The organism is Aeromonas sp. Y311-2 (genome assembly GCF_027706025.1).
GTDB classification, from domain to species: domain Bacteria; phylum Pseudomonadota; class Gammaproteobacteria; order Enterobacterales; family Aeromonadaceae; genus Aeromonas; species Aeromonas veronii.
Map to the genome: position 1 here is coordinate 38021 of NZ_JAPDCL010000001.1, position 15469 is coordinate 53489.

Here is a 15469-nt window from a genome sequence, read left to right on the forward strand (position 1 = left end):
CAAGTGCCGCTCAATGGCACTGCGCCGGCTGCCGTAAAACCGGGAGGAAACCATGGATTGGAAAAGTCTGACGTTCAGGATTGCCGTGTTGACCTCCCTGTCGGTGAGTCTGCTACTGGTGTTGTTTGGCGCTTACAACTACAACGCCGTCAGGGCGGAGAGCTACAGCAAACAGAGTGCGCTGGTCGAGCAGGCCATCGGCCGGCTTCAGCTCTCCCTGCCCGGCCCGCTGTGGAATTATGAATCTGCCTTCATCGAGGCATCACTCAAGTCCGAGCTGGCGGCCGATATCCTGAGTGCTTTGCTGGTGGTCAACAAGGACAAGCTGGTGGCCGGGTTTGCCCGTGACACGGCGGGGAGCATTGCCCCCGTGACAGCCATGCCTGCCGATACCGCTGCCTATGGGGGATATGATCTGGTCTATGACGACAGTGGCCAGAAAAACACCGTGGCCCGATTGCTGGTGCAAACCAGTGATGCCGCCATTCAGGCCCAACTGCGCCAGCAGTTGATCACCACCGTCTGGCAGATCCTGGTGCTCGATCTCTGCATCATCGCACTGCTGATGGTGCTGATTCATCGCAATGTGCTCAGGCCGCTTCACCAGATGAATCAGGCGGTGTTCGATCTGGCCAAAGGAGAGGGGGATCTGACCCAGCGTCTGAAGATCAGCCGTCAGGATGAGATGGGCGCGCTGGCCACCAACATCAACCACTTTATTGCCAAGTTGCAGGAGATGGTGGCGGAGATCAACGAGCTCTCTGCCGGTGTGTTGCAAACCGCTGAACTCTGTGACTCCCTCTCGGCAGATACCCGGGTAGGCAGTGACGCCCAGCAATCCGAGCTGGATCAGGTCGCTACCGCCATTACCGAAATGAGTCAGGCAGTGCAGGAAGTGGCTGGTAACGCGGTGAAAACCTCTGGCGCTACCGATGAGGCCAACCTCTATGTGGAGCAGGGTTACAATCTGGCGGGCCATGCCAATGAGGCCATCCATCAACTGGTGGGGGAGGTGGAGCGAGTCGCCACCCTGATGCGCACCCTTTCGACCGAGAGCAGCAGCATTGGCACCATCATCGAGGTGATCAACGGCATTGCCGAGCAGACCAATTTGCTTGCCCTCAATGCGGCCATCGAGGCGGCGCGGGCGGGTGATCAGGGGCGCGGTTTTGCGGTGGTGGCGGATGAGGTGCGCACCTTGTCGGGCCGTACTCGCCAGTCGACGGAGGAGATCAGCGCCAGTATCAAGCGGTTGCAGCAAGCGACCCAGAATGTCGGTGCCGGCATGCAACAGAGTCAGGAGAAGGCATCCCGCGCCGGCATCGAGGCGGCAGATGTGCAGATATCGGTGGAGAAGATTAAAAATCAGGTCAGCCTGATCCGCGAGATGAACATGTATATCGCCCAGGCATCGGAAGAACAACACTCGGTGGCGGAGGCGGTCAGCCACAGCGTCAACCGGATTGCGACGCTCAACAGCGAGAGTGCGGCCAGAGTGGCACAGGTTGCCGAAGCCAGCAGCGATCTGCGGCAGCTGTCGGCCCAGCTCGACACCCTGCTCAAGCAGTTTCGGGTCTAGTCAGTTGACTTCGCCCCGTTGGATCATCCTGCGGGGCAGGTTAGGTTCCCTTTATTGTGAGGCGCGGCGAGATGTTGTGAGGGGCAAAGGGCCTTGTCCTGCAGCGCTTTTCGTCATGCCCATGTCACTGTTCAGTTGAGATTGGCGTGACCGCGATACGCGAAACTCGCAGCATCATGCTCTGCCCGATACGCAGTCCGACAGCGCTGGACGCATATTTTCATTTTCCCCGCTCATGCCTGCCTGCATCTATTGTGCCGCTGATCTCGACCCTTTAGAATTTCGTTTAATTACAGCGAGTCCTGAGCCGCCATCTGGCTTTATCAGGTGTGGAATCCCATCTTCTTCATGATGAATGCAAATAACAGGTGGTTGGTATGACGGGGGTTGCGCCAGGCAATAACATATCAGCCTATCACTTCGGTGATTATGTCTTTGATGTCAAAAGGCGAGAGCTGATCTTCTGTGCCGACAAGGACAACTTGCAAAGCGCCCGGGTGGTGCGTTTGTCATCGGCAGAGAGCCTCATTTTCAGCTATCTGCTCGATCACCATGACGAGGTGTGCGACAAGGATCTGTTGCTCGAAATCGGCTGGTTGGGTCGCCCCATCAGCCCTAACTCACTGAACGTGGCCATCGCCAATATTCGTCGCCACTTCGTCTCATCCCCCCAGACGCTGGATATCAGAAGTACCCCGAAAAAAGGGTACTCCCTGCATCTGAACTGCAAGATGAAGAGCTATTACGGCAAGGCACTGCCAACAGAGAGTGAGCCCTTGCCCGAGCCGATGAGCGAGCCCACGCCTGCAGCGGCTGCGCAGCCACCGTCGACATCACCAAGCTCCGACCACGAGGTCATCAAAGAACCTGCTGCTCCCCGTTCTTTTGGTGAGCGCGCCAAACTTGCCTTTCTCAGCGGTATCGGGCGGCCAATGCTGGCAAGGGGCCTGATATACGTCAATCTGCTACTGGCTGTGCTGGTGGTGTTTGTCGCCAGCTATCTCCATTTCGAGTGGCTCCATGTGCACTGCACCGACTCGCCGACCGGCGTTGTTTGCCAGATGGAGGCACGGAGCGATGTGCTACCAGTCAAACCAGCATCGCTGGTGCTGGTCTCCGGCCACCAGGTTCGCGTGTTTTCCTATAAAGAGCTCGAAAAAACGCTGTAAGGGATCTCTGATGAAACGAACGCTGAAAAATACCTTGCTGCTGTTGCCACTGCTTGTCGTGCTGCTGTTTGTGGTCGGGATGTTTATCAACAGTCTGGGCTGCCATTACGACCTGAAAATGTCGGCCAATGGAGTCAACTATCACGGGGTGTGCCGCTGGGGCAAAATCACCGTGATCGAAGAGGAGGAGGCGACCAGGGAGAAGTGGCGGGTGACCGGTTTTCAACTTACCTTCTTCAACCAGCTTGTTTACCTCATCGACAGTCGTACCCAACTGCACGAATCGGGTAACGATGACTCCTATCTCAATGAGTACAACCTGATCCAGTCGCAATATGCGTTGGTCAACTATGCCTGGGTGCCGCTGACTGAAAACAAGGTGGCGATCTTCCAGCGCGATCCAGTGCACGAGGTCGTGATTGCCCAGCGAGATGGCTGGTTCGATCTCTACCGCTGGTTCTTCCCCCCGGCACCGCTGGTGCCTGTTCAGCCACAAAGCGCAGGTGCCGGGCGTCCCGCTAGTTTCTAAGCAACTTGCACCAGGGGCCGGTGACCTCGCAGTGGCCTGTCTCATCACTGTTTTGCCAGCCCAGCCGGTGGTAGAAGGCTACTGCCGCCGTGTTGCGGGTCGCAACCTTGAGCGAGCCGTGCGGCGAATCAGCGAGGCCCCGCTCCAGCAGGGCGCGCCCTATCCCCTGACCGTGCCAGTCGCTTGACACATAGAGGTGATGGACGAAGTGATCGGGCTGCCAGATGGCGATAAAGCCGCAGATATTGCCCCCCTGTTCGGCGACCCACACCTGTTCACCTTTGGTCTGCACCTCGAAATCCTCGAGTTGGAAACGGGCGGGATCAACCCAGTGAAAGGTGTGGCGGCGGCTCTTTAAAAACAGCCGAGCCAGTTGTGGAATGTCGTGTTCTTCCATGAGCCGGATCATGATGCCCTCCCGAGCCAATGTTCACTGAGGCAGCTGCACAGCGGCAGGTTAATCGATGCAAATGACAAGGGTGTGATTAAGCACTGTCCATTGTATTTGCCATGGGGCTATACTGCCGGAGTCCCTTGTATGGATGGCTTGAGGATCGCTGATTTATGGACAATAAACTGATTGAAGGCAACATTTTTGTGCCGGCGCACATAGACGATGTCTGGCACGCCTGGACTACCGAAAGCGGTCTGCGCAGTTTTCTGGCTCCCGAATGTTTGATGGTGGCCGAACCGAATGGTCCTTTCGAGATCTACTTCAGGCCTGATGCCCCGCTGGGTGAACGTGGCAGCGAAGGGTGCCGGGTCATGGCCGTCATGCCCTATGACCTGCTCAGTTTCAGCTGGAATTTCCCGCCCAGCCTGCCCCATATCCGCCAGCAAAAGACCCAGGTTTGCCTGCGATTTGTGCCGGAAGGGCAGGGCACTCGCCTCTACTTCCTGCAGAGCGGTTGGGCCAATGATCCGGATTGGGATCAGGGTTATGCCTATTTTCGAGAAGAGTGGCTGGAGACCAGTCTGCCACGGTTGCAGTACCGTTTTACCCATGGTCCCATCGACTGGAACAATCCGCCAGACAAGGCGCAGTTGAAGGCGCTGGCCCAGTAATCCCGGATATCAGACATAAAAAAAACCGGCCAAAAGGCCGGTTGAAACAGTTCAGGCTTGTCAGGTGACAAACGTATCCAGCGGATGAGAGTCGCTTTCCACTCCTTGTGAAGCACAACACTCTTGGTTACGTGCGGCTACTTTATGCCATTCACACTGAATCGAGGCTGAACCATGGATGATCCCGCCTCGTTCCCCTCTTCAATCAGATAGTGATCCCCATCGACTGGCGCAAGTAAGCACCCGCACCGAGCAGCCCCGGCCCTTCATGGGTGATCAGAAACACCGGGATCTCCTTGAGGTAGGACTTGAAGCGCCCCTTGTCTTCAAAAGCGACCCGGAAACCGGAACCGGTAAAGAACTCCTGGAAGCGCGGCACTATGCCACCTGCGATATAGACGCCGCCAAAGGTGCCCATATTGAGGGCCAGATTGCCGGCAAAGCGGCCCATCAACACGCAGAACAGGCTCAGGGTGCGACGGCAATCGAGGCACTCCCCGGCCAGTGCGCGCTCGGTAATGTCTTTGGGGGCAAACGGCTCTGGCTCACGGCCATCGGATTTCACCAGCCCGCGATAGAGATTGACCAGACCCGGGCCGGAGAGGAAACGCTCTGCCGAGACATGGCCCAATTCGCCTCGCATTACTTGCAGCACCGCATCTTCCTCTTCGCTGTTGGCAGCAAAATCCACATGACCACCTTCTCCCGGCAGGCTCAGCCACTGCTCACCCGCCTTGACCAGATGGGCGACCCCAAGGCCTGTGCCTGCACCATAGATGGCGATGGGCTTACCCGCTACCGGCGCGGCGCCGCCAAGCTGGATGCGATCCGATTCAGCCAATACCGGCACAGCCATCGAGACCGCAGTAAAGTCGTTGATCACTTGCAGGCGTGCCAGCCCAAGATTGCTCTGCATCTCGCTGATGGAGAACTCCCAGCTGTGGTTGGTCATGGCAACCCAGTCACCGTTGATGGGGCAGGCGATGGCGATGCAGGCTTCAGCCACCTGGACCTTGTGTTCTTCCAGATAGAGGCGTACCACGGCTTCAAGGCTGGGATGGGCCAGACCTGAGTAGGTCTTTGCTTGAGATATTGTACCGGTGGCCAGCTCACACAGGGCCAGACGCGCATTGGTGCCGCCGACATCGCCGACCAGCGCATGGGTATGCTGCATAACAACTCCTTCGTTACAGGATGGGGACGACTCTGGTGTCCCGAGATTATTGTTGGATTATGACGGCCCATTCTATCCGAGCTCAGAATTGCTCACCCGCCGGATCGATACAAACGTGCGCCTGCTCACAGTGTTGTTGCTTTGCAACATTTGTAAGCGCTTTCATGGCAAGGTGACGTTTTGTAACGAAAAGTACGAAATAATTAGAGATGAGTCATACTTTGTATGGCAGGCGTTAGTTGCGATAACCGCTTGTCTTGTATAGTCCTTAGCTTGAATGGAAACTTGCTTAGCCGTAGATTGAGTGCAAAGACACTGAAGCTAAATTACAAAAACGCCTGGTGGTGATGATGAATACCCTTGATAAAATTACGAACAACTTGGAAAGTTTCAGTAAATCAGAACGCAAGGTTGCCGAGGTGATCCTGGCGTCTCCCCAGACCGCCATCCACTCCAGCATCGCCGCTCTGGCCAAGATGGCCGATGTCAGTGAACCGACCGTCAACCGCTTTTGCCGCCGTCTCGATACCAAGGGCTTTCCTGATTTCAAACTCCATCTGGCCCAGAGCCTGGCCAATGGCACCCCTTACGTAAATCGTCATGTGGAAGCGGAAGATGGGCCGGATACCTACACCGCCAAGATCTTCGAATCCACCATGGCCTGTCTGGATGCCGCCAAAAACAGCCTGGATATTTCTGCCATCAACCGCTGCGTCGATATCCTGACCCAGTCCAAGAAGATCAGCTTCTTCGGCCTTGGCGCCTCCTCCGCCGTTGCCCGCGATGCCCAGAACAAATTCTTTCGCTTCAACATTCCGGTAGTGAGCTTTGACGATATCGTCATGATGCGCATGAGCTGCATCAACAGCAGCGAAGGGGATGTGGTGGTGCTGATCTCCCACACCGGCCGCACCAAGGCGCTGGTCGAGATCGCCGCGCTGGCCCGCGAGAACGACGCCACCGTGATCGGCATGACCGCCAAGGACTCCCCGCTGGCCCGCGAGTGCAACCTGGTGCTCTCCATGGATGTGCCGGAAGATACCGATGTCTATATGCCGATGGCATCCCGCATCGCCCAACTGGCGCTGGTGGATGTGCTGGCGACCGGTTTTACTCTGCGCCGGGGGATGAAATTTCGCGAAAATCTGAAGAAAGTAAAAGAGGGATTGCGCGAATCCCGCTTCGAAACCCCGCACTCTTCCTGAACCGTCGGGGGCTCCGGCCCCCGACTGTCTATGCCACCCGCCTTGGTGTAGTATTGTAATTTAATAACAAAAACCACCCAGATGGTTTGTAAACGGGTGCATCGAGCCATGGGCTTGATGGGGCAGAATCTCAAGTCATATCAACTTCATATTGGAGTCTTTCATGCCTAGACGTACAAAGATTGTAACCACACTCGGTCCGGCTACCGACCGCGAAGGGATCCTCGAAGGGATCATCCGCGCCGGGGCCGACATGGTGCGGATGAACTTCTCTCACGGCACTCCTGAAGACCATATCCTGCGCGCCAATCAGGTGCGTGACATTGCTGCCAAGCTCGGTCGTCACGTCGCCATCATGGGTGATCTGCAAGGCCCGAAAATCCGTGTTTCCACTTTCAAGGATGGCAAAATCTATCTGGCCATCGGTGACAAGTTCATTCTCGACGCGGCACTCGGCAAGGGTGAAGGTTGTCAGGAGCAGGTCGGTATCGACTACAAGAGCCTGCCAGACGATGTGGTACAGGGCGACATCCTGCTGCTGGACGATGGCCGTGTACAGCTGAAGGTCGAGCAGGTTGAAGGCACCCGCATTCACACCACGGTGACCGTGGCCGGGCCGCTCTCCAACAACAAGGGCATCAACAAGAAAGGGGGTGGTCTCTCCGCTCCGGCCCTGACCGAGAAAGACAAGGAAGACATCAAGACCGCTGCCCGCATGAATGTGGACTATCTGGCTGTCTCCTTCCCGCGCTGTGGCGACGATCTGCGCTACGCCCGCGAGCTGGCCCGCGAAGCCGGTTCCAATGCCAAGATCGTGGCCAAGGTTGAGCGCGCCGAAACCGTCGCCACCGATGAGGCGATGGAAGACATCATCCTCGGTTCCGATGCTGTGATGGTCGCTCGTGGCGATCTGGGTGTCGAGATCGGTGACCCCGAGCTGGTTGGCGTACAGAAGAAGCTGATCCGCCACTCCCGTCGTTTGAACCGTGTAGTGATCACCGCGACCCAGATGATGGAGTCGATGATCAATGCGCCGCTGCCGACTCGTGCAGAGGTCATGGACGTGGCCAACGCCGTGCTGGATGGTACCGATGCGGTGATGCTCTCCGCCGAGACTGCTGCCGGTCAGTTCCCTATCGAGACCGTGACCTCCATGGCGAGCGTCTGTGTCGGTGCCGAGAAGCACCCGAGCCTGAACGTCTCCAACCACCGCATGAGCTACACCTTTACCTCGGTAGAAGAGGCGGTGGCCATGTCCACCATGTATGCGGCCAACCACCTGGAAGGGGTGAAGGCGATCGTGGCACTGACCGAATCCGGTACTACGCCGCTGCTGATGTCCCGTATCAGCTCCGGTCTGCCGATCTTTGCCATGTCTCCCCACAACAAGACCCTGGCCTGGACCAATCTCTACCGCGGCGTCACTCCGGTGATGTTTGACGGTGACGAGACCAAACCGGTCTACGAAGTGTGCCGCGACGCGCTGGCCGTGCTCAAGGATAAGGGGCTATTGCAGAGCGGTGACATGGTGCTGCTGACTCACGGTGACAAGATGGAAACCGTGGGTAGTACCAACACCTGCAAGGTGATGATGGTCGAATAAGCCCGTCCGGTTTTACTGTGCTTAACAAGGCTGCTCCTCTTTGATGAGCAGCCTTTTTGTTAACCGCTGTCGGGCTGTGGCGGTATAAACAGGACTCAATGATTGCTTAACCGGATTCCCCTTCCGATAATGCGGGAGTGATTTTGACCGGGTAGCCTGTTGTAGGTGATCGCCCCAGGTAGCCCAGACACTCGACAATACGGGAGTGAAAAAATGAACAAGCGTAACTGGTTGCTGGCCTTGTCACTGAGTCTGGCCTTCTCACCCTGTTATGCCGACTGGGCCAAGCTCAAGGCCGCAGCGTCCGATCTGGGAGCGGCAGTGAGCGAGACCAGCAAGGAGGTGTGGCAGGATGTCAGCGATTTTTCCAAAAAGAGCTGGGCCTCCATCTCGGCCTGGGGAGAGGATGCCTTCAATACCGCCGGGGTCTGGACCGACAAGTGCATCGCGACCGGTAAGGAGTGGCTGAAGGCGGCCGACAAGGAGCTCAACGAGATGCTCAACCCCAAGACGGCTAAAGAGGCGAGGATCGCGCTCAATACCATGGCCGACACTGCGCTGATCCGGTTGTTCAACGAGCAGCCATCAGCCAAGTTGTTGTTTGACAAGGCTTATGGCTATGCAGTGTTCGATTCGCGCAAGTTCTCCCTGATGCTGCATACCAATCAGGGGGCCGGGGTGGCGGTCAATCGCAAAACCGGCAAGCACACCTATATGAAGATGTTTGGTGCGGGTCTGGCGGCCGGGATTGGCGGCAAGTTTTATCAGCAGGTGATCCTGTTTGAAGACAAGGCCAGATTCGATGCCTTCGTGACCCAGGGGTGGGAGGCCACTTCCGAAGTGGGCGTGGTGGCCGGCAAGGAGAGCGCCGAGCTTACCGCCAAATACAATGGCGGCATGGCCATCTACCAGATTGGCGAGAAGGGCTTGCTGCTCGATGCCAATATCTCCGGCTCCAAATACTGGATTGACAAGGACTTGACTGAAACGGGCCGCTAATCCCGCCGTTATCGGTTGCTCACTGCACGCCATACGCTTGTCGTGATCTCGCCAACAGGCCCGCAGTGCGGGCCTGTTTGTTCTCTCGGTGTCAGTGGGCTGAATAGACCTGCTTGCCCTTGAACATGGTCCAGAGCACCTTGGTCTCCTTGAGCTCTTCGCTTGCTACCTGTTCCAGATTGCGATCCAGTAAGATCAGGTCAGCACTCTTGCCCGCGCTGATGGAGCCAATCTCCTTTTCCCGCCCAATAACCTTGGCGGCGTTGAGGGTATAGGCCTGCAAGATGGCCTGACGGCTGATCTGCTCGCTGGCGGGGGGCAGCAAGCCAAGCTCCCCTTGACGGGTGATCGCGGTATACATGGCGAGGAAAGGGTTGGGGCTGGAGACCGGCCAGTCACTGGCACCGGCGATAATGGTGCCGCTTTGCAGCAAGCTGCCTGCCGGATAGAGGCGGGCTAGCAGTGCCGGAGGCACTTTTCCTTCAAGCAGCAGGGTGGTCGCCACGTTTTTCCCGGCCCACAACAGTTGCATCGATGCGGCCACATTGAGTGGTTTGAAACGGGCAATGCTGGCCGGGCTCACCACCTCCAGATGGGTGATGCTGTGCAGCAGGCGGTGATCCTGATTGTGGGCCCGGGCATAGGCGATGGCATCGAGGGATTCTCGGACGGCCCGATCGCCGATGGCATGAAAGTGAGCGATAAGTTGATGGGCATCCGCGGTGCGGATCAGCTCGTTGAAACGCTGCTTGTCCAGATCGTCCTTGCCGCTGTAACCGGGACGGTTGAGGTAGGGCTCGCTCAACTTGGCGGTCTGGGATGGATACTCGATAACACCATCTTGGAGGATCTTTATCCCCACCAGTTTCACGTCCGGGGCATCTTGAAACTGCTGTTGCAGCGCTAATACGTCATCAATGATGGCGGGTGATGCATGTATCCCTACCAGTGCCAGTGCGGACACATGTCCGGTCAGCTTGCCTTCCCGGGAGAGCATGCTGTACGCCGGCAGCAGGCCGGTATCGCGGCGATCCGGCTCGGCGTTGAAGATGGGGGCGAGGGGGCGAATGTTGCTGATAGGGTCCATCCAGGCGGTAATGCCCACCTGATTGAGTTGTTTGGCGGCAGTCATGATGGCACTGGCAATCGTCTCGTCGCTGACAGGAGGCAGCGCCTTGAGGATGGCATCCCAGCCGCCTTCCGAGGCAAAGCCATTGAGCTTGCCGGATGGGGTGAGGCCAAAATTGCCTTTCAGCGGAGCATAACGACCGGCAAGGGTGTCGGCATCAATGCCAGCCTTGCGCAGCATGGCCTGATTGGCCCAACCGGTGTGGGCATCCGAACCTGCCAGCACTACCGGGATCTGCCGGTATTGCAGGCCATTGAACACCTGATCGAGCAGGGGAAGCTGATGCCAATAGTCGAGGGAGACATTGCTGTATAGCTCTACATCGCCCAGTGTCAGGCGGGGATCATCCTTGCTGCGGGTCAGAAATTGCTGCACCTGCTCAACCTCGCTCATGGCGTCAGGAAAGTTAACCGTCATCCCCTGAAAACCGGCAAATGCCGCATGAACATGGCTGTCGATGAGCCCCGGCATCAGGTACTTTCCTTTCAGATCAAGACGCTTGGCATGGTTGCCTAGACGGGCGCTGACCTCCTGATAGCTGCCGACTGCCACTATCTTTTTACCTTCAATGCCGACCGCTTCCGGGTGAGGGTTCGCCGGATCACCACTGTAGATGGTGCCGCCAAAGATCAGCGTCTGGCTCTGTGACTGGGCATTGGCGGCAGCGGGCAGCGTCACCAGCAAGCTGGCGAGAAACAGCGTTTTGATATTCATGGGCATGACTCCGTCGCTTCGGTGCCCGAAGGCACCGAAGTGGGTAAATGGAAATGAGGTATCGGCTTATCGGTTGATCAGCGGGATACAGATATCAAACACGTAATGCTCCCGGTCGGGGTCCGTACCTGCGTGGTATTGCTCGTAACACGGGCGATCGTCGCAGTTCAGCCCTTGGCCCACTACCCAGCGAAACGCCGTTTCCCAGCAGGCAACCAGTTGATCGCCGCGAGCGATAAACTGACAAACCGCATAGGGGCCCGCGGCGATGGTCTGGGTGGTTAACTGGCGCCCAGCGTGGATCTCTGGCCCCAGCTCGATGCAGACGTCAGTACGGCAACGGGTCTCATCGGTGATATCGGGGATATCCCAATAGAGACTCAGGGTACCTGCTGGTGTCATCGCCTCGTCTGAGGCGAACAGCGCGAGCAAATCCCGATGAGCTTGCTCGCAGGTCTCTTTGCCATAGGGGCCCAGGCGGCGCATGTACGCCACGCGCCGGGCGGGCATCTGTCTGACGCTTGCCCCCTGCAACAGACCCGGGTGTTCGGTGACCGGGTGCATGGCCAGGTCATCATAGGTGTCAAAGGGAAGGGGATCGTTTCCAATCTTGCTTTTCCAGTTTCCCCCCTGCTGCTGGCGGTATTCCGAGGGGCTCATGGCGAAGTGCAGGCGAAAGGCCTTGGCGAAATTCTGCGAGCTGGAGAACCCGGCGGCCAGTGCGAGGGTGGTGATGTCGCTTTGGGGGGAGGCGAGCAAGCGACGGGCAGCGCGCTCCATACGCAGGCGCCGGGTAAATCCGGCAATGGTCTCGCCGACCATCGTCTTGAAAATACGGTGGAAGTGGAAGGTGGAGATGGCCGCCGCCGCTGCGACCTCATCCAGGCCCGGATTGTCATCCAGATGGTGGCTGATGTAGTCCATCGCCTTGAACACGGGTTTGCGATAATCCAGAGCGGACTCCTTGCCAGCCAGCAAAAGTGGGCGTCAGAGTCGGATTTAATCAGAGCCACCTGCCGTTGTCGAACCCGTCCGGCCTGGTCTGGCCACTCATCTTCATCGCGTTTTTAACGCATTGGCACTCTAATTGCTTGTTGCATGCCAGCGTCAATGATTTGTCTGGGGATGGAAAATGGAAATTAGTGCAAGCAGCCTGATGCAAGAGATGCAGGCGCTCAAGATCGAAGCAGGCGCAACGCCGCTGGCACAACCCGGTCGTCAGGTAACCTCCGACTTTGGTCAGCTGCTGCAACAGGCGCTTGGCAACGTCAACGAACTGCAAGGGGCCGCCAATGACCTGCGTACCCGTTTCGATATGGGCGACAAGTCGGTGGATCTGGCCGAGGTGATGATCGCGGGCCAAAAATCGTCCATCGCCTTTGAAGCCACGGTACAGGTACGCAACAAGATCGTCGATGCCTACAAAACCATCATGAACATGCCGGTATAAGCGACGCCAATAAACCATGACGACTGAACATCATGAACATGTCAGCAATAAGGACATAAATCGTGGCTACTGACCAAAACGGCGATCTGCTGATAAACGATGAGGGCACCGCCGCCCTCGATGAAAATGAGCAGAAGAGTTCGGCGCTGGGCTTCCTGTCCAATACCGATGTGCTGCGGCAAATCACCCTGATCCTGGGGCTTGCCATCTGTCTGGCCATTGCGGTGTTTATCCTGCTCTGGGGCAAGGAGCCGGATATGCGTCCCCTCGGCACCTACACAACCCAGGAGCTGGTGAAGACTCTCGACTTCCTCGATCAGCAGAAGATCCCCTATGAAGTGGATGGCAAGAGCGTGCTGGTCAACGCCGAAAGCTACCCCACTATCCAGCTGGCCCTGACCCGTGCCGGTCTTGCCAATGCCACCGATAGCAACATCGGTGGTGAAGATATCCTGCTGAAAGATTCCAGTTTCGGCGTCAGCCAGCGGATGGAGAGCGAACGTCTGAAGCTGAGCCGCGAGCGCCAGCTGGCGAGCGCCATCGAGCAGTTCCAGAATGTGGCCAAGGCCCAGGTGCTGCTGGCTATCCCGAAAGACAACGTGTTTGCCCGCAACGAACGCAAACCCAGTGCCACTGTGGTGCTCAACCTGAAAGGGGCGGCGCTGGGGCAGGGGGAGGTGGACTCCATCGTCGATATGGTTGCCTCTGCCGTACATGGCCTCGAGCCGACCCGCGTCACCGTCACCGACCAGAATGGCCGCCTGCTCAACTCCGGCTCGCAAGACCCGATCTCGGCCCAGACTCGCAAAGAGTTTGCCATGCAGCAGAAGCAGGAGCTGGAGTACAAACAAAAAATTGACGCCATCCTGATCCCGGTGCTGGGGGCCGACAACTATACGGCGGAAGTGGATCTCTCCCTCGACTTCTCCCAGCAGGAGCAGACCCGCAAGACTTACAACCCGGACCTGCCTGCTGTGCGCTCCGAGATGACCATGGAAGAGAACAGCGCCAGCGGCAGCAACGGTGGTGTGCCTGGTGCACTCTCCAACCAGCCCCCTGCCGCCTCCAATATTCCCGAGGAGGCGACCGGTGGTGATGGTGCCAGCGCTGCCGCTTCGGGCCGTTCCCGCAAAGAGGCGACTCGCAACTTCGAGCTGGATACCACCGTCAGCCATACCCGTCGCCAGATGGGAGGCATTCGCCGCATGACTGTTTCGGTTGCCGTGGATTACAAAGCGGTACCGGGTGCCGACGGGGCCGTTACCCGTGAGGCGCGCACCCAGGCAGAACTCGATACATTGCGTCGTTTGCTGAGCGGTGGCCTTGGCTTTGATGTGACCCGGGGTGATACCCTTGAGGTGGTCGCGATTCCGTTCAATCGCCCAGAGCTGGATACCGTGGCCGAAGTGCCGCTCTACGATCAGCCCTGGTTCTGGCGTGCGGTGCGGATTGCCGCCTCGGTACTGGTGATCATCGTCTTGATCGTCACCGTGGTTCGCCCCATGCTCAAGCGACTGCTCTACCCGGATGCCAAACCGGAAGGGGAAGTGGATTTCGACAACCACACCGTACTGGGTGGCGACGACGAGTTGAGCCTGCTGTCAGCACAAGTCGAGAGCGATCAGGTGTTTGGTGTACGTGATGGCCAGCTGAAACTGCCGGATCTGCACCGTGACGAAGACTTGCTCAAGGCGGTACGTGCGCTGGTAGCGAACGAGCCGGATCTGGCCGCTCAGGTCATTAAAGAATGGGTAACGAACAAAGATGCCTGAAGAAAAGAAGAGTCAAGTCACCGGCAATGACATCACCGACAGTCAGCGCCAGATCCTCGACCAGATGTCGGGGATGGAGATGGCTGCGGTGTTGATGCTCAGCCTCAATGAAGAGGATGCCGCCCAGATCTTCCGTCATCTCGAGCCCAAGCAGGTGCAGCGGCTCGGTATGTCGATGGCTTCCATGTCTGACTTCAGTCACGATCGGGTGGCGGCGGTGCACCGTCAATTCATCGACGATATCCAGAAGTACACCAACATCGGTATCGGCAGCGAAGACTTCGTGCGCAAGGCGTTGGTGGCGGCCCTTGGCGAGGACAAGGCGAGCAATCTGGTGGATCAGATCATTCTCGGTTCCGGCGCCCGCGGCCTCGATTCGCTCAAGTGGATGGATGCCCGTCAGGTGGCCAGCATCATCCAGAACGAACACCCGCAGATCCAGACTATCGTGCTCTCCTATCTGGAGCCGGAGCAATCCGCCGAGATCCTGAGCCAGTTCCCGGAGCAGGTGCGCCTCGATCTGGTGATGCGTATCGCCAACCTCGAAGAGGTACAACCGGCGGCACTGCAAGAGTTGAACGACATCATGGAGAAACAGTTCGCCGGTGCGGCCGGTGCCCAGGCAGCCAAGATGGGCGGCCTGAAGGCAGCCGCCAACATCATGAACTACCTGGATACCAATATCGAAGGCCAGCTGATGGACTCCATCCGCGAGTCGGACGAAGAGATGAGCCAGCAGATCCAGGATTTGATGTTCGTGTTCGAAAACCTCATCGATGTGGACGATCGCGGCATCCAGACCATGCTGCGGGAAGTGCCTGGGGATCTGCTGCAACGCGCCCTCAAGGGCTCCGACGATCAGATGCGCGAGAAGATCTTCAAGAACATGTCCAAACGGGCGGCCGAAATGCTGGCAGACGATCTGGAGGCCATGGGGCCGATCCGGGTCTCCGAAGTGGAAGCGGCCCAGAAAGAGATCCTCTCCATCGCCCGTCGTCTGGCGGATGCTGGCGAGATCATGCTGGGCGCCGGTGGCGGCGAGGAGTTCCTCTAAGCCATGGCCCATAAACCGAATTGCGAT

The 15469-nt window shown here is 57.8% G+C and carries 13 protein-coding genes and 1 pseudogene; 10 read left to right on the forward strand and 4 right to left on the reverse strand.

Annotated features, from left to right (window positions below):
* Positions 1 to 52: 52 nt before the first annotated feature.
* The 3 genes from OKC42_RS00190 to OKC42_RS00200 all read left to right on the forward strand — a co-directional run bounded on the left by OKC42_RS00190 (position 53) and on the right by OKC42_RS00200 (position 3277).
* On the forward strand, positions 53 to 1579 hold the full coding sequence (locus tag OKC42_RS00190) for a methyl-accepting chemotaxis protein (RefSeq protein ID WP_270818840.1): 1527 nt from the start codon (positions 53 to 55) through the stop codon (positions 1577 to 1579).
* A gap of 377 nt (positions 1580 to 1956) precedes the next feature.
* Positions 1957 to 2748, forward strand: coding sequence for a winged helix-turn-helix domain-containing protein (locus OKC42_RS00195; RefSeq protein ID WP_270818842.1), 792 nt, complete (start codon positions 1957 to 1959; stop codon positions 2746 to 2748).
* Positions 2749 to 2758: 10 nt separating this feature from the next.
* On the forward strand, positions 2759 to 3277 hold the full coding sequence (locus tag OKC42_RS00200; protein WP_005353702.1) for a hypothetical protein: 519 nt from the start codon (positions 2759 to 2761) through the stop codon (positions 3275 to 3277).
* On the opposite strand, the gene OKC42_RS00205 is transcribed toward OKC42_RS00200, so the two are convergent.
* Entirely contained in the window at positions 3267 to 3686 is a 420-nt protein-coding gene (locus OKC42_RS00205) for a GNAT family N-acetyltransferase (RefSeq protein WP_110302527.1), read from the reverse strand. The two genes, OKC42_RS00200 and OKC42_RS00205, sit on opposite strands and share 11 nt — an antisense overlap.
* 155 nt (positions 3687 to 3841) lie before the next feature.
* Between OKC42_RS00205 and OKC42_RS00210 the strand changes: the two genes are divergently transcribed.
* Positions 3842 to 4342 carry an SRPBCC family protein gene (locus tag OKC42_RS00210; protein WP_005334766.1) on the forward strand — a complete coding sequence of 167 codons (501 nt, stop codon included), beginning with the start codon at positions 3842 to 3844 and terminating at the stop codon, positions 4340 to 4342.
* 205 nt (positions 4343 to 4547) lie between these two features.
* Here OKC42_RS00210 and glk read toward each other — a convergent pair.
* Positions 4548 to 5519: pseudogene (gene glk / locus OKC42_RS00215) on the reverse strand (glucokinase); the annotation flags it as partial.
* Positions 5520 to 5866: 347 nt separating this feature from the next.
* Between glk and OKC42_RS00220 the strand changes: the two are divergent.
* The 3 genes from OKC42_RS00220 to befA all read left to right on the forward strand — a co-directional run bounded on the left by OKC42_RS00220 (position 5867) and on the right by befA (position 9323).
* Positions 5867 to 6721, forward strand: coding sequence for a MurR/RpiR family transcriptional regulator (locus tag OKC42_RS00220; RefSeq protein WP_005334759.1), 855 nt, complete (start codon positions 5867 to 5869; stop codon positions 6719 to 6721).
* A gap of 163 nt (positions 6722 to 6884) precedes the next feature.
* Positions 6885 to 8324, forward strand: a complete 1440-nt coding sequence (gene pyk, locus OKC42_RS00225) for a pyruvate kinase (RefSeq protein ID WP_252655368.1) — start codon at positions 6885 to 6887, stop codon at positions 8322 to 8324.
* A 213-nt stretch (positions 8325 to 8537) separates the two neighbouring features.
* On the forward strand, positions 8538 to 9323 hold the full coding sequence (gene befA, locus OKC42_RS00230) for a beta cell expansion factor BefA (RefSeq protein ID WP_270818845.1): 786 nt from the start codon (positions 8538 to 8540) through the stop codon (positions 9321 to 9323).
* Positions 9324 to 9414: 91 nt separating this feature from the next.
* On the opposite strand, the gene OKC42_RS00235 is transcribed toward befA, so the two are convergent.
* On the reverse strand, positions 9415 to 11166 hold the full coding sequence (locus OKC42_RS00235; protein WP_270818846.1) for an amidohydrolase: 1752 nt from the start codon (positions 11164 to 11166) through the stop codon (positions 9415 to 9417).
* Positions 11167 to 11232: 66 nt separating this feature from the next.
* Positions 11233 to 12144, reverse strand: a complete 912-nt coding sequence (locus OKC42_RS00240) for an AraC family transcriptional regulator (protein WP_270818847.1) — start codon at positions 12142 to 12144, stop codon at positions 11233 to 11235.
* A 154-nt stretch (positions 12145 to 12298) separates the two neighbouring features.
* On the opposite strand from OKC42_RS00240, the gene fliE reads away from it, so the two are divergent.
* The 3 genes from fliE (at position 12299) to fliG (ending at position 15442) form a co-directional block, all read left to right on the forward strand.
* A complete protein-coding gene (gene fliE, locus OKC42_RS00245; protein ID WP_270818848.1) occupies positions 12299 to 12616 on the forward strand; it encodes a flagellar hook-basal body complex protein FliE in 318 nt (105 codons plus the stop codon).
* A gap of 62 nt (positions 12617 to 12678) precedes the next feature.
* Positions 12679 to 14388, forward strand: coding sequence for a flagellar basal-body MS-ring/collar protein FliF (gene fliF, locus OKC42_RS00250; protein WP_180342942.1), 1710 nt, complete (start codon positions 12679 to 12681; stop codon positions 14386 to 14388).
* Positions 14381 to 15442, forward strand: coding sequence for a flagellar motor switch protein FliG (fliG, locus tag OKC42_RS00255; protein WP_005334749.1), 1062 nt, complete (start codon positions 14381 to 14383; stop codon positions 15440 to 15442). Before fliF ends, fliG begins: the two co-directional genes overlap by 8 nt.
* Positions 15443 to 15469: the final 27 nt, after the last annotated feature.

Bases quoted from the DNA above. Each gene is read 5' to 3' on its own strand.
- OKC42_RS00190 (WP_270818840.1), top strand. From the start codon at position 53: ATGGATTGGAAAAGTCTGACGTTCAGGATTGCCGTGTTGACCTCCCTG.
- pyk (WP_252655368.1), top strand. From the start codon at position 6,885: ATGCCTAGACGTACAAAGATTGTAACCACACTCGGTCCGGCTACCGAC.
- OKC42_RS00235 (WP_270818846.1), bottom strand. From the start codon at position 11,166: ATGAATATCAAAACGCTGTTTCTCGCCAGCTTGCTGGTGACGCTGCCC.
- OKC42_RS00210 (WP_005334766.1), top strand. From the start codon at position 3,842: ATGGACAATAAACTGATTGAAGGCAACATTTTTGTGCCGGCGCACATA.
- OKC42_RS00200 (WP_005353702.1), top strand. From the start codon at position 2,759: ATGAAACGAACGCTGAAAAATACCTTGCTGCTGTTGCCACTGCTTGTC.
- fliE (WP_270818848.1), top strand. From the start codon at position 12,299: ATGGAAATTAGTGCAAGCAGCCTGATGCAAGAGATGCAGGCGCTCAAG.
- OKC42_RS00220 (WP_005334759.1), top strand. From the start codon at position 5,867: ATGAATACCCTTGATAAAATTACGAACAACTTGGAAAGTTTCAGTAAA.
- fliG (WP_005334749.1), top strand. From the start codon at position 14,381: ATGCCTGAAGAAAAGAAGAGTCAAGTCACCGGCAATGACATCACCGAC.
- befA (WP_270818845.1), top strand. From the start codon at position 8,538: ATGAACAAGCGTAACTGGTTGCTGGCCTTGTCACTGAGTCTGGCCTTC.
- OKC42_RS00195 (WP_270818842.1), top strand. From the start codon at position 1,957: ATGACGGGGGTTGCGCCAGGCAATAACATATCAGCCTATCACTTCGGT.
- OKC42_RS00205 (WP_110302527.1), bottom strand. From the start codon at position 3,686: ATGATCCGGCTCATGGAAGAACACGACATTCCACAACTGGCTCGGCTG.